The sequence below is a fragment of the Corynebacterium aquatimens genome, from assembly GCF_030408395.1.
GTDB classification, from domain to species: domain Bacteria; phylum Actinomycetota; class Actinomycetes; order Mycobacteriales; family Mycobacteriaceae; genus Corynebacterium; species Corynebacterium aquatimens.
The window spans coordinates 56,062-74,825 of record NZ_CP046980.1 but is presented as its reverse complement, the minus strand read 5'-3'; the positions used below and the strand labels follow the sequence as shown (position 1 = coordinate 74,825).

Annotated in this window: 12 protein-coding genes, 1 pseudogene and 1 riboswitch; of the genes and pseudogenes, 4 read left to right on the top strand and 9 right to left on the bottom strand. The window is 59.8% G+C overall.

The genetic code is table 11. From position 1 onward, the window contains the following. The first annotated feature begins 72 nt into the window (after nucleotides 1–72). On the top strand, nucleotides 73–576 hold the full coding sequence (locus CAQUA_RS00245) for an SHOCT domain-containing protein (RefSeq protein WP_290178435.1): 504 nt from the start codon (nucleotides 73–75) through the stop codon (nucleotides 574–576). Nucleotides 577–725: 149 nt separating this feature from the next. On the opposite strand, the pseudogene CAQUA_RS00240 reads toward CAQUA_RS00245, so the two are convergent. The 9 genes and pseudogenes from CAQUA_RS00240 to CAQUA_RS00200 all read right to left on the bottom strand — a co-directional run bounded on the left by CAQUA_RS00240 (nucleotide 726) and on the right by CAQUA_RS00200 (nucleotide 11,826). After that, nucleotides 726–2,073 (bottom strand): annotated as a pseudogene (locus CAQUA_RS00240) (IS256 family transposase). A gap of 361 nt (nucleotides 2,074–2,434) precedes the next feature. Then, nucleotides 2,435–4,888 (bottom strand): hypothetical protein, encoded by a 2,454-nt coding sequence (locus CAQUA_RS00235; RefSeq protein WP_196825021.1) that lies wholly within the window; start codon nucleotides 4,886–4,888, stop codon nucleotides 2,435–2,437. 297 nt (nucleotides 4,889–5,185) lie between these two features. Beyond that, nucleotides 5,186–5,962, bottom strand: a complete 777-nt coding sequence (locus CAQUA_RS00230; protein ID WP_196825022.1) for an ABC transporter ATP-binding protein — start codon at nucleotides 5,960–5,962, stop codon at nucleotides 5,186–5,188. After that, nucleotides 5,955–6,782, bottom strand: coding sequence for an ABC transporter permease (locus CAQUA_RS00225; protein ID WP_196825023.1), 828 nt, complete (start codon nucleotides 6,780–6,782; stop codon nucleotides 5,955–5,957). The genes CAQUA_RS00230 and CAQUA_RS00225 overlap by 8 nt, the downstream gene beginning before the upstream one ends. Next, nucleotides 6,763–7,803 carry an ABC transporter substrate-binding protein gene (locus CAQUA_RS00220; RefSeq protein WP_196825024.1) on the bottom strand — a complete coding sequence of 347 codons (1,041 nt, stop codon included), beginning with the start codon at nucleotides 7,801–7,803 and terminating at the stop codon, nucleotides 6,763–6,765. Before CAQUA_RS00220 ends, CAQUA_RS00225 begins: the two co-directional genes overlap by 20 nt. Nucleotides 7,804–7,846: 43 nt before the next feature. After that, the gene (gene thiE / locus CAQUA_RS00215; RefSeq protein WP_196825025.1) at nucleotides 7,847–8,494 is read right to left on the bottom strand and encodes a thiamine phosphate synthase; all 648 of its coding nucleotides are present in this window, start codon (nucleotides 8,492–8,494) and stop codon (nucleotides 7,847–7,849) included. Continuing rightward, nucleotides 8,494–9,318 carry a hydroxyethylthiazole kinase gene (gene thiM / locus CAQUA_RS00210; RefSeq protein ID WP_196825026.1) on the bottom strand — a complete coding sequence of 275 codons (825 nt, stop codon included), beginning with the start codon at nucleotides 9,316–9,318 and terminating at the stop codon, nucleotides 8,494–8,496. The genes thiE and thiM overlap by 1 nt, the downstream gene beginning before the upstream one ends. Before the next feature lie 53 nt (nucleotides 9,319–9,371). Then, a riboswitch (TPP riboswitch) is annotated at nucleotides 9,372–9,473 on the bottom strand. A gap of 45 nt (nucleotides 9,474–9,518) precedes the next feature. Next, nucleotides 9,519–10,196 (bottom strand): hypothetical protein, encoded by a 678-nt coding sequence (locus CAQUA_RS00205; protein ID WP_196825027.1) that lies wholly within the window; start codon nucleotides 10,194–10,196, stop codon nucleotides 9,519–9,521. Nucleotides 10,197–10,557: 361 nt separating this feature from the next. Further along, nucleotides 10,558–11,826 (bottom strand): lipase family protein, encoded by a 1,269-nt coding sequence (locus tag CAQUA_RS00200; protein ID WP_290178434.1) that lies wholly within the window; start codon nucleotides 11,824–11,826, stop codon nucleotides 10,558–10,560. Between the two features lie 296 nt (nucleotides 11,827–12,122). Here CAQUA_RS00200 and CAQUA_RS00195 point away from each other — a divergent pair, with 296 nt between their 5' ends. From CAQUA_RS00195 to CAQUA_RS00185, 3 genes are all read left to right on the top strand, one after another. Next, nucleotides 12,123–12,485, top strand: a complete 363-nt coding sequence (locus CAQUA_RS00195; RefSeq protein WP_196825029.1) for a nuclear transport factor 2 family protein — start codon at nucleotides 12,123–12,125, stop codon at nucleotides 12,483–12,485. Nucleotides 12,486–12,555: 70 nt separating this feature from the next. Further along, the gene (locus CAQUA_RS00190) at nucleotides 12,556–15,453 is read left to right on the top strand and encodes a PD-(D/E)XK nuclease family protein (RefSeq protein ID WP_196825030.1); all 2,898 of its coding nucleotides are present in this window, start codon (nucleotides 12,556–12,558) and stop codon (nucleotides 15,451–15,453) included. Nucleotides 15,454–15,455: 2 nt separating this feature from the next. Next, a complete protein-coding gene (locus CAQUA_RS00185; RefSeq protein ID WP_196825031.1) occupies nucleotides 15,456–18,749 on the top strand; it encodes a UvrD-helicase domain-containing protein in 3,294 nt (1,097 codons plus the stop codon). Nucleotides 18,750–18,764 lie beyond the last annotated feature (15 nt).

Here is an 18,764-nt window from a genome sequence, read left to right as displayed (position 1 = left end):
CGTCTTCACCAGCCCAACCCGGTCAGCGCGTCGCAACCCGGCTACCACGCTTGGTGAGGAAGAGCTGCTAACGTGGTTAGGCGACGGCCCGGGCACGTCCTTGTTCCTAACCGTCGTGCGCTGGGGTCCGCGTGGACCGCTCGGCCAGCGTCCATCCAGTCAGGAGGCAGTCAGCAGATGTTCGGCGACAACGGCTCATTCCTACTCGCCATGTTCGAGTTCTTTATCTTCTTCGCATGGTTCATGTCCCTGTGGTGGATCTTCGGAGATCTCTTCCGCAGCAAGGACCTCGGCGGCTTCGCGAAGGCGCTGTGGGTGGTGTTCATCGTCGCGCTGCCGTTCATCGGAATGCTCGCGTACCTGCTTGTTCGAGGTCGGGGGATGACCGACCGCGCGGTCGAGGCGCACCAGGAGCTCCAGCAGCGGCAGGATGAGTACATCAAGTCCGTCGCCGGCGGCTCCGCCGGATCGAGCCCGACCGATGAGATCGCCTCGGCGAAGGCCCTTCTCGACTCGGGAGCGATTACCCAGCAGGAGTTCGACCAGATCAAGGCAAGGGCGCTCTCCTCGGTCTGACCCTGGTCCGCTCCCTCGCCAGCCGCAGCGTCGCGGTCCGAGGGCGGCCATCCGGCGCGGCCTAGGTATTCGCCAAGTGTGCGGCTTGCGCGCGCGAGCAGGCGCATACCGGGCAGAGGGTGTCCGATTGTTTGTGTGCGGGGGGTGGTTTACAAGTAGTCCGCGAATCGGTCGGGGTAAGCCACGGCTAGTTGGTTGATGGCTTGTTTCCACCCGGTGGCTTTCGCTCCTTCAATATAGCCGTTGCATTCAATGTCGCGCTTTGCTTTCTTCGCCCGCTGGGCGGCACGCTTGTTCGATGTTGCAGATCATCAGCCACAGCGTTTTCTGCGCCGCGGTATCGTTCGGGAATTGGCCCCTGTTGCGGGTAGCTTTACGCAGTTCAGCATTCAGCGACTCGATTGAATTGGTGGTGTAGAGCACCCGGCGTGCCGCCGGCGGAAACTGCAGAAACGGCACGAACCGCTCCCAAGCGTCGCGCCAGACTTTGACCGACTGCGGGTATTTCCGGCCCAGTTCACTGGCTTCGAACGCATCCAAGGCGGCACGGGCGGTGTCCTCGTTTGCGGCCGTGTAGACCTCACGCAGCGCCCGGGAGACACCTTTGCGGTCCTGATACGACACCCACCGGTTCGCAGCCCGAATCAGGTGCACAATGCAGGTCTGCACCATGGAATTCGGCCAGGTTGCCTCCACGGCTTCCGGCAAGCCTTTGAGCCCGTCACAGCACACAATGAACACGTCCTGGACACCGCGGTTGGCCAGATCCGCGCACACCGATGCCCAGAATGCAGCGTCTTCATTGTCGGCGATCCACAATCCCAGGATGTGCTTGATGCCGTCCATGTCGACACCAACCGCCATATAGCAGGCTTTGTTGACCACGCGGTGGCCGTCACGGATTTTCACGCGTAGCGCGTCGAGGAAGATCACCGGGTAAAACTCGTCGAGCTGACGGTTTTGTCAGATCATGACCTCGTCTAACACCGCATCGGTAATGGTGCTGATCGTATCCGGGCTCATATCCACCCCAAGGGTGGTCGCGAGGTGATGCTGGATATCGCGCACTGTCATCCCGCCGGCGTAGAGCGAGACGATCATGTCGTCGAGTTCTGTGAGCCGGTGTGCGCCCTTGGGCACCATCCGGGGAGTAAACGTGCCGGCACGATCCCTGGGCACGGTCACTTCCACCGCGCCGTAGCCAGAATTGACGGTTTTGGTGTACGACCCGTTGCGGTGATTGCTCTCCTGCGCGGTTTCCACCTGGGCTTTGGCCTTGCGGTCGGAATGGCTATAGCCCAAATGCGCATCCATCTCTGCCTTAATACCAGCGTTGATCGATGCCTGCAGCAGGCCTTTGACCAGCTCGCTGGCATCATCAGCAGTGGTCGACAGCTCGCTGATCAGGCTGGCGAGCTCAGGATTTTCCATCAGCTTCTCGCTGATCTCGTTGACCCTCGCCGGGTCATGGTTTTTCTTCGGTGACACCGTAGTCATTATCGGTGAAACTCCTTCTAGATCAGAGCCTCACACACAAACTTCCTGACACCCTCTACTGGGCATCGTGGTCTGTTTTTACTCACCCGGAAAGCACACCAACCCCCGATTAGCACATGCGAGTGCCATTCCGGTGGATTGAACACAAATCGGGCGGATATAAGGTCTTGCTGCTTATATCCGTCCGATTTACCTAGACTGATCAGCAAGAACGCCGAAACTCAGACACACATTTTGCTACTTAACCCGGACCGGGCATACGCCGTCGGGCATGCGGCAGCGGGGATGCGCCCCCAAAAGCAAAGAGCCCTGCTAGGACCAGGTCATCACCAGGTCACTAGCAGGGCTTGCGCGTTGCTATTTACTTCTTGTTCCTCGCCTGCTCGATGGCGTGGGATGACGTGAACTCCGGCTTGCCGCAGTTCTTCAGTGCCAGATCCATCATGCCCAGCACGTAGGCGATAACCGCGAAGGAGCCGAGTCCGAGGCCAATCGTGCGGCCGTCGATACCAGCAAAGAAGTTGCCCGCTGCCTCAGCCTTCCGCTGATCGTAGATGCCGACGCCGCGCTGCAGATCGTCGTTGAAGCGGCGAATGCCCTCGCTGATGAACTCCAGGCCTGGGATACGCACCTGGGACAGGATTGCCACTGGGATCAGGAACAACAGCGGAGCGAGGAGACCGATGATCGGGCCGATGCATTCGCTCCTGGAGGATTGTTCGCTGTTGACGCTGCTTCCGTTGTTGTTGATGACTTGGTTGAAGTTGTTGGTGATCTTTTTGTCGCCGCCTTCGCGCACACCGTTAATGAGCACGTAGAAGGTCACGTTGCCCTGCTTGCCCTCCTTGTAGCGGATGGTGAGCGAGCCGTCAGGGTTCTTGATCACGTCGACCAAATCGCCGCCGGTGGTGAACTCGACGTCTATCTTGCCGCCGCCCGGGTTGGTGACGGTCCAGGAGCCGTTCCCGTTGTCCTTGATTTCAACCTTGCCGGAGCCGTTGGATGGGTTCGGGGTGGGGTTCGGGTTGGGGTTGGGATTGGGGGTGGGGGTGGGTTTCGGCGCAGGTGTGTTTACCTGGGTGATGATGATCTCGTATCGCTTGACCACGACGCCCCATGGGTTGCGCTCAACCAACACCGTGGTGCCCGGGTTCTTAGCAGTGATGATGTAACCGCCGCCCGTGTTGGAGATGGACACGTTGCCGCCGCCACTTTCAACGGTGAGCGTGTGTTGGGAATCGATGTTCACGTTCACGGTGGATCCGACAGTGACCTGCTGGGACACCTTCGGTGCGTTGTACGGGGTGATGTGGAAGGTGTACTTGTGCTTGCCACCGTTGGAATCCGTCACCACGATCACGGCGGTGCCATTCGCACCATCAACCGGGCGAACGACGATCTTGCCGTTCTCCAGCTTCACGGTAACCAGATTGCTGCCCTGCGTGACCGTGTAGTTAGTGGTGTTGAAATCGATGCGGACCAGCTGGTTGGTGTAGATCGAGTACTCGTGCTCACTGCCAGTCGTCGGCGGGGTGACCACCGTGCCGCCGCCGTTGTTGCCGCCGGTGCTGCCGCCGGTGTTGACGTTCACATTGTTGTTCACGGTGACGTGGACCTGAACGGTGCTGCCGTCGGCCGCCGTACCTTCAACAACCACCACGCCGCTGGTGCCGCTGCCCGGGTTCACAACCACGTTGCCCTTGCCGTCCTGGTTCACCTGGACATTTCCACCACCATTGTTGACCACCACGAGATTGGTGACGTTCACGCCAACGTTGACAGAGACCGGTTTGTTCGGCTCCGTGGTGCCACCGTTCACGATGGTCACGGTGTTCGTGTTCGTGTTGGTGTTCGTGTTGGTGTTCGTGTTGGTGTTCGTGTTGGTGTTCGTGTTGGTGTTCGTGTTCGTGTTCGTGTTGGTGTTCGTGTTGGTGTTCGTGTTCGTGTTCGTGTTCGTGTTGTCGGTGCCGCCGCCGGTGTTGTTCCCGCCGCCAGTGATGGTGATGCCCGGCTGGTAGATGGTGATGATGCGCTGGGTCGTTTTCTTAGCGTCGCGTGGGAAGGTGGTGTAGCTCTTCGGGACGAGGACGGTGAGGTACTCGGAGGCGCCGACGTTTTTGGTCACGGAGTCGAAGTTGCGGTTCTTCACAAGCTGGTGGTTGATCGCGTAGCGGTCGCGGTCCGCCCTGGTTAGAGATTCCTTTCTGAAGATGTCGAAGCCGGTCCAGGCGCGGAACTCTTCGTAGGTGGGCTTGTCGCGGAAGGACTGCCAGCCGGGCTTGCCGTTGTGCTGGATCTCGTAGCGAAGGTTGTTGAGGTGTCCGCCCTCGTTGCCCAACAGGGCTTGGAGGGTTGCAGTCTTCTTCTTCACGCCGTCTAGGTCGCGGTTGTTGTAGTCGACCTGGAGGAGTTTCATCACAGCGATGGCGGACTTGAGAAGGTCCGGCTCGATCCTGGTGGTGCCAGGGGTGTACCAGCGGCCGGAGGCGCCGGTGAGCTTCGCGGGAACGTACTCATTGGTGCCCGGAGTGGGAACGCCGGCATCGATACACCAGCCATTGCCCAGGCCGGGGACTTCAAGAAGGTTCGAGTCGTTGACCTTGGGGGTCTGCATCAGCAGGGAGGTGTCGACGGAAGAAGGCAGGGGCTCGTAGCTGCTCAGGTCCGCGTTAGCCACGGCACTCCGCGCCGCAGCGACAGGCGTTGTGGGCCCGACGGCGACAGTGCCACTGACGGTGAGGCAGCCAGCCAGTACGGCCGCAACCAGCTTGCGCGATAGGCGCGGCGCCAGCGGCGAGGTCGATTTGCGGTTCATTTTCGGTATTCCCTTTCACTCACGTGAGCATCCCCTAGCGCATTTTATGCAGCTGTGAGGATTTTCTTACTAAACCCACATTAGGACTTAATGTTTTCTAAGTTCTGGTTAAGAATGTAGAGAATCGTCAGGGAATTTCAAAGGTCTAGGACACTCAGGGCCCGCCCGTACCGCCGGGGGCAGGCAGGGCGTCGGTCAGAGCAGAGCGAAAATGCAGGGCAGGTTGCGTAGTCGCAGGCACAAGTAATCACCAACATCTAATATGTGATTTGCCTCACATGCTGAGGTACACGGGACTTACTCAGCCAGAAGTGTGTCAAAGATCTGCTTTTCGACCGATGCAAATTCCCGGCTCGCCGTGTCTTCAATCGACCGCGGTCGCGGCAAATCCACGTCAATAATCCCGCGGATACGCGCCGGGCGCGGGCTTAACACAATCACGCGATCGGACAGCGCGACAGCCTCCCGCACATCATGCGTAATCAAGATCGCCGTCCAATCATTTTCAGCCCACACGCCCTGCAACCACGCGTGAAGCTGTTGGCGGGTCAGGGAATCCAAGGCGCCAAACGGTTCGTCGAGAAGCAAGATGCGACGATCTTGAACCACTGTGCGTAGCAGAGCCGCGCGCTGACGCATACCGCCGGAGAGCTCAAACGGATGAGCGTCCTCATAACCCTCAAGGCCGAAGCGCGGGAACCACTCGCGCACCCTCGCGCGTGCCTCCTGGCGATTCATCCCCTGCACCTCAAGGCCCAGCGCAGCATTCGCGGCGATGGTGCGCCACGGGAAAAGCAAGTCTTTTTGTGGCATGTACGCAGCGTGTTCGGTGCTGCCTGTCGCCTCCCGGCCGTCGATAAGCACGCGGCCCGACGTGGGCGTATCAAGGCCCGCGATGATGTTGAACAGCGTGGATTTGCCCGCGCCCGAGGGGCCGACGAGGGAAATGAACTCGCCCGGCGCGACATCGAAAGAGATGTCATCTAACACAAGGCGCCGCTCATGCTTATCGACGACAAACTCTCGCGTGATTCCGTCCACCCGCAGACGGGGAGTCGAACCTGTGTCAGACATTGCGCGCCCGCCTCTCTTTGATGTGCCACGGGATTGTGGCGCGTTCCAGCAGGTAAGTAGACATGTACAGCAGGATCGAGATGAACGCAGTGACCGCGACGGCTGCGAGAACAAGGTCCGTGCGGAACGCGTTTTTCTGCACGCTCATGTAGATGCCCAGGCCCCGACGCGCGCCCACATACTCCGCGAAAATCGCGCCGGTCATCGCGTAGGTAATGCCAATGCGTAACGACGTGAAGAATTGCGGCATCGCCGACGGCAAGCGCACATAGAGGAATTCCTTTATCCTTCCCGCGCCCATGGAACGCAGAAGATTAGACGATTCCGCGTCCGCGCGGCTGAAACCTTCCACCAACCCGACGGTCATGGGGAAGAACGTCACAAGCGCAACGACCAGCATCTTTGGCACGAGGCCGAAGCCGAACCAAATAATCATGAGCGGTGCGATGGCGACGACGGGAATGGTCTGCGACGCCACCAGAATCGGAATCAACCCGCGGCGCAAGGCCGGCGAGAAGTCAATGGCGATGGCGATGAGCCACGCCAAGATCAACGACAGCGTGAAACCGGCCAGGGTGACCTGGATTGTGGCGAGTGCGTGTTGGCCGATCACCTCACGCTGCGACCATCCGGCTTCCACCACGCGGCTTGGGGCAGGCATCACCTGCGGGCGCACCCCGCTTGCGCGGACGGCTATCTCCCAAATGACCAGTCCGATGGCGAGGAACACCACCGGCACAATGATGTTCGATGCCGTGTCCCCGCGCAGGATCCGGGTGCGGCTGGGCCTGGGGGCGGTTTTAGTCGGCGAGGTACTCATTGGTGAAGAAGTTCTTCCACTCCGGCTGGTTGGCCAAGGGCTTACCGTCACGGTCTACCAGCAGATTGTTGTCGTATAAGAAGGCACCCAGGTCTGCCCACTGCTTTTCGGTTTGACGGCCGAACTTGCCGTCGGCGTCTCGCATGAACTCACCGGAAAGCGTCTTTTGACTCTCAATTAATAGGTCCAGGTCTGTGAGCAACTCGGGGTTTTCCTCCTGGAGGATCTTCGCAGCGTCTTCCGGGTTGTCGATGGCGTACTGGTAGCCGCGCTGCACTGCCTGGACGAATTTTGTTGTTTCTTCTGGGTGCTGCGCCATCCAGTCCTGGTTGCCAAAGATGATGATCTGGTAGTTATCCGGGAAACCGAAGTCCGTATAGCGCCAGCCTTTCAGATCGATGCCGCGCTTTTTAGCCTCAATGGACTCCCAGGCCACGTACGGAATGGTGAAATCCACTTCCTTGTTGTACAGCGCTTCATAGGCGTTGGTGTTTAGCACCACGGAGTCGAACTCGCCCTTGCCGCCAGCGGCCTGGATGACGCCTTTGAGGATTGCTTCATCCGCGGGTTCACCGAAGCCGCCGAAGGTCTTTCCGTCCAGGTCTTTGGGGCTTTTAATATCAGCCCGGTCTGCCAAGACCGCGATCTCGGTTGCCCAATGCTGCTCAACTGCCATGACCGACTTGATGTCCGCCCCCGCAGATTTGGCAATGGTCAATCGATCCTGGGTTCCCATCCCGAACGTCGCCTGGCCGGAGTCCACCAGAACATCGGTGCCGGCTTCGTTGTACGGCAGGATCTCCACGTCGATCCCGGTGTCTTCGAAGAATCCCTTCGCCTTGGCCACGAATAACCCGGTCTGGTTCGTGTTCGGCGTCCAGTCCGGAGCGAAGAGGATCTTCTCCCCCTCGCCCGCGCCGCCGTCGCTGCACGCCGCGAGTGTTGTCGCGAGCGCCGCGACGGTGAGCAGCGCCATCACCATGGCAAAGAACTGGGATACCCGGGATCTCGTGTGAGTCATGGCTGCATCCTATCGGCCGGGGGTGACACCACCGGACACGTGCCTAAGCACTTATCCACAGGGCAGACATTTGCTCAGCAACACCCCGGGGATCTTCTGCTGCACAGATCGCGGACACCACCGCCACCGCGTGCGCTCCCGCCTGGCGAAGGCCAACGATGTCTCCGGCACCGACACCGCCAATCGCCACCGTCGGCACCGGCGCAATGCGGGTGAGCTCGCCGAATCCCTCGATGCCGAGCGCCGGCGGGTGGTTTTTCTTCGTCGCCGTCGGCCGGATAACACCAACACCGACGTAGTCCACCGTTCCGGCAGGCCAGGTGCTGATCTCAGCGAATTCCTCCCGGTTGCTCGCCGACAGGCCCACGACAGCGTCCGGCCCGAGATGCGCACGCGCCACCGTTGCGTCCTCATCGGATTGGCCTACGTGCACACCGTCGATAGGAATGCCCCGACGACGCGCTTCCACCGCAGCGTCTAAGGCGTCATTGACCACGAGCGTTGCGCGGCCATCAATTACGCCCGCCAGCTCCTCGAGTTGGCGCACAAGATCATCGCGGCCTGCATCTTTATCGCGCAGCTGTACCGTGGTCACCCCACCGTCAACGGCCAGGCGGACCGTCTCCACAACGCCACGCTCACCGCATAAAGCCTTGTCCGTGACCAGGTAAATACCTTCTGGAATATTCATTAGTTCTCACTCGTTGTCGTTGCGCTGATGCTCGTCACCGCGGCGAGGTCATCCGGGGTCACGGACGACAATTCGTCGATAAGCGCGACTGCGAACGTGCCGGGGCCGTGAGCCTTCGCCGCGGCGCGCTCCGCGACGAGCGAGTAGAACGCGTGCGTGGCCGCAACCGCCTCGAGCGCCGAAGCCTCACCGCGGGCCCCCAAAAATGCCGCGATCAGCGCGCCGAGCGCGCACCCGCCGCCCGTGACCTTGGTCAATAACTCACTACCGCCATCTACCCACACCGCGTTCTGACCATCAGTGATGAAGTCTTTCGGTCCGGACACCGCAACGACCGCGCCGGACTGCTGCGCCAAAGCGACGGCGGCCTCCACCGCGGCATCGACCTCATCGGAAGACTCCACGCCGCGGCCGCCCGCGCCCGCACCTGCAAGCGCCATGATCTCGCTGGCGTTGCCACGAATCGCCGTCGGACCAGCCGCGACCAGCTCGCGGGCGAGCTCCGTACGCACCGGCAACGCGCCGACAGCCACCGGGTCCAGCACCCACGGTGTGCCCGCCTCCGCGGCACCCGCCACTGCCTCACGCGACGCCTCCCGCTGCTCCGGCGTCGGCGTACCCAGATTGATCAGCACACCGCTAGCGATACCCGCGAACAGACCCGCCTCCCCCACGATGTCCGTCATCGCCGGCGCCGCACCCGACGCCAACAGCACGTTCGCCGTGAAATTGGTCACCACCGAGTTAGTAATGCACTGCACCAAAGGGGTCTGCTCCCGCACTGCTGCCAAAAGCTGCGCCGCACCCGCATTTGTCACCGTCATTTGCCGCTCCCATTCTTCGTTCGATTTCTTAAACGCCAACGAAGAAACGCGCGGTCAATGCACCCGAACATCCCTTCGCCAGCATTACCTGGATCAGGTTCAACGGGTATTTCTCAGCCGCACGCACAAGACCCGCGGCACCCCGTGTCCTTATAACACAGTAGCGCAGCGGGCCAACAACGAAGCGAATTACGCTCTTCTTACCTGCGGAACGGTACCTGCGCATTCATAAACAACGCACCCACACCCAACACAACCGCCAACGCCGCGACAATCCCCCCAACAATCGATAGCGTGCGCCCCAACTCTGTTGGCGTGCCATCCGCGCTGCTCAGCGCGTTCCCGCCGCCCTGGTTGCCCGTGCCGCCTTGGTTGCCCGTGCCGCCTTGGTTTCCGGTGCCGCCTGTAGGCGTGTCTTCTCGCGGCTTCGACCGATCCACCAACGTATCCATGGGCTCAATGGAGAGGCTGCCAGTTGCCTTCGCTCTGCTGTTATCGGTGTAAACAATTGTGACTTCATAGCTGGCATAGAATTGCGCCGGGTAGATCGCTTCGTTACCGAGGGTTATTTCGCCCCTCGCTTTTCCGGCAGAATATGTTTTCAACGTGAAGATGACGTTTTCTTGACTGCTCCGCTTGTCTGTGACCTCTTCAATTGCCTTGACGGACTTCCCGCCAATGCCGTCATCAACAGTGACTTCAAACGATTGAGTGACCGGTCCGGCCTTTTTGACCGAGCCATACATTGTTACTGGGTAGATCTCCGAGTACTTTTTGCTGGCAGTCGGCGTTTCGGCTGCAGCCACCCCAGGCGTAACCGGGGCAGCGGTGGTGAACGTCAGGGCCGCAGCGAGTGCGGCTGCCATAATCTTCTTCACGGTGATCCTCCACATCGGACGCGCTTCCGGGCATGCACTGCACGGGGTGCGCGCCGCCCGACTTCATACGACCTTCATAAGACATTGACTATTAAGTCGGTTCTGTCTGCTAAGTCTAAACCACCGCGTCAACCGTTACATAGACTTCATTTCGTGGGCTTCATTTGATTGGCAGTGCCAATCACGTATTTTTTTCCCGCGCGACCAGCGTGTTTCCGCGGCAACTACCGCTGATTGGCACTGCCAATCACGCAACCGCGTTGATCCCCGTGGACCGCCCCCCGAAAGTTAGACACTCACCGTGTTTAGCTAGCCAACATGGTGCAGGCCACGAATTCTTCAACTCAGCAGCGCGGCCTGCCTAGTCTCGGAAGATTTCAGCCAGGAATGCCGAGGAATCCGGAAACGCCACGTTAGGTGTCGTGCCGTGGTCAGACAGGTACCACTTCACATCCACGCGCGTGTTGCGCGGCATTCCGAAGAACTGGTTAAACCACATCTCCGTGTTCAGCAGCATCCCGATGGGGCTGGGCACATCCATGTCTTTGAGCCCGTGGCCGACAAACACCGGCTTGTCGTATCCGCTGGTGGGTGTGGCCATGAACTCACGGATGGCTTTATCCAGCCCCGGCACTGAGCGCAGCGGTTTAGTAAACGCGCGGGCCAGGTTCACACCTTGGACCCCGTCGCGGACCTCGTGGAAACAGCTCTTTTTGGCTTCGGCGAGCATGAATCGCCCTTCGTCGCTAAGCGCGGCGTCCATGTCGATCTCTGGGTGGGCTTCCTGCACCGCGGCAAGGATGTAGAGGCCAAACACCGACAAACCGCCTGGTAGAGGCATCGGCGGAAAGGTCGGGCCCGCGGCGATCACGATCTCCTCGATGTACGCGGGCGCGCCAGTAGCCACCGCCCCGCGGTAATCCAGGCCGAGTTTCTCGCTGAGCGGCGTGGCCCGGCGCGCGACGTGCAGCGCCACTCCCCCGCCCTGCGACTGGCCGACCACCGCCCACTTCTTCGACAGTTCACCGCCGAACATCTCATGCGCCGCGGCGACCGAGTCCACAACGTTCGCCGCCGACACCTTGCCGTTGAGGTAGCTGTGCAGCCCCGGCGAATCCAGACCCACGTAGTCCGTGGCCACGATCGCGTAGCCTTCATCCAGCCACTTGTTCAGGTACCGCGCGTCATTTCCCACCTGCGGGTTGATGGACGGCGCGCATTCGTCGCCAAGCCCGACGGTGCCGTGCGCCCACGCGATCACCGGCCACCCACCCGCGGGCTTTTGGCCCTTGGGCATGTACATCGCGCCCGTGCTCACCGCGGGCTGACCGTGCTGATCGACAGTCGTGTATGCGAAACGCACCTGCTCACCCGCGTTATCAAGGCCCGCGCGCGGGTCAAGCGGAACCTTCGCCAGAACTTCGCCCACGCGTGACGACGGCCCAACCTCCGGCAAATCACTCCTATATATAGGCTTGGTCCGCTGCGCGACCGGGCGCATGGACTCGCCCGTCTTCACCGATGACTGGTGTGTGAGATCCGCCGCCGACCCAAACGGCGACGGGCCCGAGCTCTGGGCTGCCGCGACTGGGGCGCCGAACCCGCTGGTCAGCGCGAGTGCGCTTAACACTGCTACTACTTGTCGTTTCCGTTCGAACCACATTGAAACTCCCGCCGATAGTATCTGTTATTTTCCTTACAAAACTAGCGGTTTGGCGGCGTTCTTGGCGTGAAATTCGATGAAAACGGACCAGTGTCGAGCCGTCGGCGTTTCGGGCCGATTCCTGTGAACGCGACCTGGGGTTTTGACGCGGCGAATATTAACGGCTCGACAGTGATCGACTAACGGCGGGTGGGCTGCTTGCCTTCGGTGACCGTGAACTTTTGCTGGACTCATAGAATCGCGCGGCGAGTACAGTCGGACCCATGCTCGACTTCGATACGCTCCTCGCCTTAGAACACCGCGGCTGGGACTCCCTGACCAATGGCACCGGCGGCACGTTCTACGGCGAACTCATGACCGAAGACGCCGTCATGATCCTGGTCAACGGCATGATCCTCGACCGCGCCACCATCGCCGCCAGCCTCAACGACGCCCCGCCGTGGGACAGCTACTCCATCACCGACGCACAGCTCATCCCCGTCAGCATTGAGACCGCCACGCTGGTTTACCACGCCACGTCCCAGCGCGGTGAAGACACCTTCGAAGCCATCATGAGCAGCACCTACACGCTTATCGACGGCTCCCCAGCACTCACGCTCTACCAACAGACAACAATCACCCACTAGACGCAGCACCTTCCTTGCCAAGACAGCGGAAACAGCGCAGCCGCCATTATTTCCTGCTAAAAGTATTAACATGGCAAGTAACGCACCCTCACAACCACTTGGCCGGTTGTTAGCAGAGACTATCCGTGATCTGCGAGCTTCTGATCCCTACAAGCCCGTGGTTGTTGTGTGCGGCCCGAAAGCCCGCGCGGACACTATCGTGGCGTTGGCTCATCAAGGCAGCTTTAGGGATGTCGCTGTGATGACCATCGACGGGTTTTTGCGGACTGCAGCGCGAACACTCGCGCCAAGGACGGTTCTTACTCGTGGGCGGATTCTCCGCGAGGTGTCGAGCATCCTTGCCAACGTGGAAACTGAGTTTTCACGCAGCGGTGTCCACACTGAAAGCGCTACGCGGCGCGCTCTTACCGACATAGTGGCCCGACTCCTCACCATCCCACCTGAACGAAGAAACATCGATGGTCTTCGGGGGTTAGCGGCTGAGTCAGCCGTCATTGCAGACTTGGTAGAGCAGCGGACTGCCGACGATCATTTCACCGTCGCGCACTGTCGCCAGCACGCAGCCAAACACTTCGCCAACGCCGCGGTGATTGCGGTGGGCAACGTCGCGCGGGACCCGCAAGATGAAATAATGCTCAGCGCCGTTGACGCCACGCACATTGACGCAGCTGTCGACACTGCGCCAGGACGGGTATCGGTGCGTTCCTACATTGACTCCAATGAAGAATTGTCGGATGTTGTCTCTTCCGTCCGGGGCATTCTTAAAGAATCACCCAATGCGCGCATTGCTATCGCGGCCTGCGATTCCACGTACCTCCCTGCCCTTAAGAAAATTCTTGATTCCGCTGGAATTCCTAATGACGCTTCAGCGCCTGTGGGGTGGAATGAGGATCCTTACATCCAATCTGTCCTCTACGCACTCAGTCTCGACCCCAATGTTCTTCCGCGGCGTGCCCTTTCCGATCTCTTGGGCATCGTGCTTCTCGACGGGGCCCCGTCGCTCTACAACTTTGACAGGCTCAGCCGAGGTGGCACTGCCACGCTGCACGATCTTTCGGATTGGCGCAAACTCGATGCCGAGGTTCTGAGCAACGAAGACAAACGGATCCAGAAGTGGGTTTTCTCCCTCGCGGACGGCCTTCACCGCGTACGGGAAAGTGAAACTTGGAAAGACACTGCTGCGGCGTTGGATACGCTTATCAAGTCAGTTGTGAAAGAACAGTTCGCTAGCAAGGACAACGACGCTGATGCCCAGGGCAGCGGTGCACGAACGAACGATGAACGAGCCTTGGCGGTAGGCGTTCTAAGAAATAGCATCGAGACACTGGCGGAGCTCGACGGCGTGCTTCCACCACCCACTCCAGAGGTAGTCGTGGATATGCTCAGCGACACTCTTCCCGCCCGCCAAACAGACGCGAAGCGAGACGGCGTTGCGGTAGGCGATCTGGTCTCCATGGTCGGTCTCCAGCTCGATTACCTGTTCATCGTCGGAGCCAACGACATTCATCTGCCCGGCACATTTGTTGCGGACGCGGCCATCAAACCTGAGCAGTCTGACCTCGACTCTGAGTGGTTCACCACGCACATCCGCCGTTTATGGGAAGGAGCTCTGAACGCAGCACACAAGGTTCGGGTGTCATTCCCTCGGTCGTCGATAAGTGGGGCAATCTCCGGTGAACCCTCGAGCTGGCTCGTGCCTTTAGTCGGTAGCTCGAAAAAAGACTGGGAACGGATACGGTTCCGCAGTGAAGAGCTGGTGCCTCCCACCGATGCTGCGATGGCGATCTTCGACGAGAGCGTGAGCACTGAAGAAACGGGCGCGACGCGACTACGGCAGTTCCGTAAGGCGGGAACCCACAACGAATTCAACGGATACGTGGACACGCCTGCTGGTAAGGAGTGGCTCGACCAGGCAGTGTCTTCGTCCTCACTCGAAGAATTCTCTGCTGCGCCCCAGAAGTTCTTCATCACCCGTATTCTCGGGCGCGCGCTTCTCGACGATAAAGGGCAAACGGCTGACCTCGATGCGTCGGGCCGCGGCACCTTGTACCACGCGATCTTCGAGGAGTGGTCGAACCGCTACCGTATCGGGCCCGATGCCCCTACCAAACTCGACAAAGAGCAGGCCGAGCCAGCGCTGGCGGAGGTCGTCGATAAGCATGTGCTCCCCACGCTAGCGCAGCTTCCGCCGCTGACTGCTGACGTTGTTAGGAGAGACTTTGCCAGGTTTACCACTGACTGGCTCAAACAGGAGTTGAAGGACGCAACGGGCGACTGGGTTGCCGTGGGTGCAGAGGCAGAATTCGGGCAAGGACGCTCTGGCAACGAGACCCCGCCATTCCCCATCGTGCTGGACGACGGATCGATCATCTACGTCAAAGGCTCGATCGACAGAGTCGATGTCAAAAGAACCGGCGATACCTTCGAGGTTAGGGTCACCGACTACAAGTCGGGCAAGGGGAAAACGTACGTCGACAAGCTTGGTGCCACAAAGAAACCAAAGGATCTTGACCTCGATGACCCGCAGCGGTTCATCGGGAAACCCCTCGATTACGAAAGTGGCACCGGTGGATATGCCCTGCAGCTCGCGATCTACGGGGAGGTCGTCCACGGCGTGCTCGAGGCCATTGCCCGTGGCGACGACCCAGAGGAAAGCCCGGCTCCGACACTCCACCGAGCACTTGTAGAGCAAGGAATCGACGGTTCTCAACCGGTGACCGTTAAGGCGCGCTACTGGATGTTTACCGACCCAGACGACTCCGTCGTCGAAATTACGGTTGGAGATGCTGCACGCAATGCCCTCAAGGATTACTTGCGCACGACCAGGGAGAGCATTCTCCGCGGCGAGTTCCCTCCGACTCACGCAAAAAAGAACTACGCCGATGCATTCACCACCGCCTTCGGACCAAACCGGAACCTCGCGATTTCACGGGCAGTGGCTGCGTGGACCCGCGACGAGGAGAGCTAAAGATGTCTAATCCAGCAGACCAAACATCGCGCGATGCGATCATTTACGACACCAATACCTCCTATTTCGTAGAAGCCGGAGCTGGCTCTGGAAAAACGGCTCTTCTGGTGGAGCGCATTCTCACGCTGCTTATCGACGAAGGGGTACCGCTTAGCTCCATCGCCGCAATCACTTTCACAGTTAAGGCCGCTGAGGAGCTGACCAACCGCTTGCGGGCGGCCTTCACCGAGATTGCCGAGCATGGGACGTTCAGCCGCTTCGGTGACGAAGTGCGCACCTTCGACCATCCCCAGGCGAAGACACGGGCTGAGCAGGCCCTCGCCGCCCTTCCGGGCGCGGCCATTGAGACGCTCCATTCTTTCTGCCTGCGTTTGATCCGCATGTACCCGCTTGAAGCCGGTGTCCCTCCGCAGATCACGACAGTCGATGAGATTGAGACCAGTTTCGCAACCGTCAACCGCGCCGATGCGGTTATTGATTTAGTGGACCGCATCGTGTCCGACGATCCGACTGCGCAGGACGCACTTGCCGAGCTCAACCTCGGGATACCGTTCGAGAACATCAAGGAATCCATCGCCATCTTGACTGAGCAGGGCCTCAAGACAGCCGACATCGAAAAGCTTGTACTCTTCATGGATCCCCTGTGGGGCGTGCTCGATGCCACTGTGGCTGCCCCCTTACCCTCGATTCAATTTCTCACCCGAGCTGACCTCGAGTCGGCTCGCAGAGAAATTCAGGAGTGGGTTGACTTGGCTCCAGGCGACGTGGTCGAAGACAAGTTATTCCAAGTGAAGGTCGATCCTCTCATCAAAGAGCTGGACAGACTCATCGCGGAAGACAAACCGAATTACGACGTACCTGCTGCGCTGGGGCTCCGCGAAGGCAATGCGGGCAACAAAACAATTTGGGGCGTGGCCCCCAAGACTTATAGGGACCGTATGAAGGAAATTGGGGCTGAGTTCGAGCGCAAGATCAACTCCCCGATCGTGCGGTCCATCTCCGTGCTTCGACGCCTTATAGCCACGATCGTGCGCGATAATGCCCAGGCCCGACGCCGGACGGGCAAGTTGGAATACCACGACATGATCTTCCTTGCCGATGAGCTGGTCCAGATCGACTATGTCCGGCAAGAGCTCTCCGAAAACTATCGGATGGTGGCCGTCGATGAGTTCCAAGACACCGACGGGGTGCAGCTGCGCATCGTGGACGCTATTACCGCTGGCAAGCCAGGCCACCGGTTCACCGTTGGAGATCCGAAGCAATCCATCTACAGATTCCGCGGTGCCAACGTCAATACCTATCTCTCTGCGCGCCAGCAGGCTGAGAAACGTGGCGAGCTCCTTCAGCTCACCGCAAACTTCCGCTCGGACCAGGAGGTCGTCGAGTCTGTAAACGCTATTTTCGGCGAGATGTTTGCGTCGGTCGAGTCGGATGAGAACGACCCGACGGCTCCTCTCACGGTGCCCTACGCACCGATGGAGGCCTCGAATTCTGACAGTGGTTTCGTTGCAATGCTGCGCCGCCCTGAGATGAATTCAGGCGCCGGGGTGCCGGAGCTCTGCGAACACGCCGACATCATTTCGGCGGTTAAGAATGCCGAAGTAGCACTCAGTGATATCGCCGTCCTCGTCGCAAAGAATGAGACTGCCCTCGGGGTCCAGAAAGCATTGCGCGAACACGGTATTCCAGCGATCACAGAAGGCGCCGAGAAAGTCTATAAGGATCCGGAGGTCGAAGAGCTCATCGCAGTTCTGCGCGCCATTGCCGACCCGGCCAACGGGTTTGTAGAGGTCGTCGCTCTTCGCGGGCTGTACTTCGGGGTGAGCGACCAAGACTTGGTGGAGAGCCACCGTGCTCGCCGCATGGGCAGCGAAATCGCCGAGGACCACCCAGCCATCGTCGCTGCGGAACACCTAAAAAAGCTACGCAAGCGGGCGGCGTCCATGAACGTCGCACAGATCGTGGAGATGGTCATCGATGAGTTGTTCATTCTCGGCCACCTTGCACGACCGGAAACGGTAGAAAAGAACCCGTCGATAAGACGCGTGCTCGACGATGCCCACGCCTTCACGAACGCTACGAACGCTGGCCTGTCATCCTTCTTGCGTTGGGCAGAGACTCAGACCGAGGGGTTCACGGGCGTTTCGGTTCCCGTGCTTGACGACGGCACCGACGCAGTGCGCATCATGACCATTCACGCATCCAAAGGCCGGGAGTTTCCCGTTGTCATTCTTGGTGGTCTGACGGGTGAAAAAGACCGGACCATTAGTCATGGACTCCATCCGGAAACCGGCGTCGTTGAGTTCGGTCTCAAAGGTATAGGCACCGACGGACTCGACGAATTTAAAGCGTTTGAGAAGCTCGCAACCATGGGGGAGAACGTCCGCAAACTCTATGTAGCGGCGACCCGCGCTAAGCACCAGCTGATCATTCCGCTAGAGGCGAAGCTGACCGGGGGTACCCCAACAAAACCGGCCACAACCTATGCGTCGACGCAGGGCAAGTACTTCTACGACTCGCTCAACCCTGATAAAGACCTGATCGATCCGCGCGAGCTGTTCTCCGCTGACGCAGTCGCCCTCCCCCACCCGCGGCCGCAGATCGACGCTGAAAGGATCCGTGCCACCTACAACAAGAACGCCAAGGACGCAGAAGCCGAACCCCCTGAGATGCGTCTGCTTACCGCCACCTACTTCGCCCACGCGGAGGAAACTGCCCAACTCGCTGCCATACGGCAACTAGGAGCAGACGAAGGATGGCTTACACAGACGACGGAGAGCTTCTTCAAGACTGATCGTGAGGCCCGCGGACAGACCTTCGGCACCGTTGTCCATGAAGTTATGGATTACTTCGCGAAACAAGGAGACCGCTCCGACACCGACACCGTCCCCGAAACCGATACAGTCCTTAATGTCGTCACAACTGTGGCCAGCATCAACGGCCTCGAACCGGACCTCATTGACGAGGCCAGCAGCATCGTCGAGACTTTCCTCAACTCAGAGATCGTCCACGCTGCCTTCGCCGCACCGCACTACAGCGAAGTGCCGATCATCGGCACGCTGGCCGACACCGCGTTCGAGGGCGTCATCGACCTTCTTTACCAAGACGAGACCACCGGGCGTTGGGTCATCGCCGACTACAAAACCGATTCCGTAGTCACCACCCAACGCATCAACGAGTACTTCACCCAGCTCCAGGTCTACGCCCACCTACTCGACATGGACGTCTGCCGTCTAGAGCTGTTGTTCGTTGATGGCGGGGTGGTGCGGTGTATCACCCGAGGTCCCAGCGACTAGCTTCCGGTTAGCGAA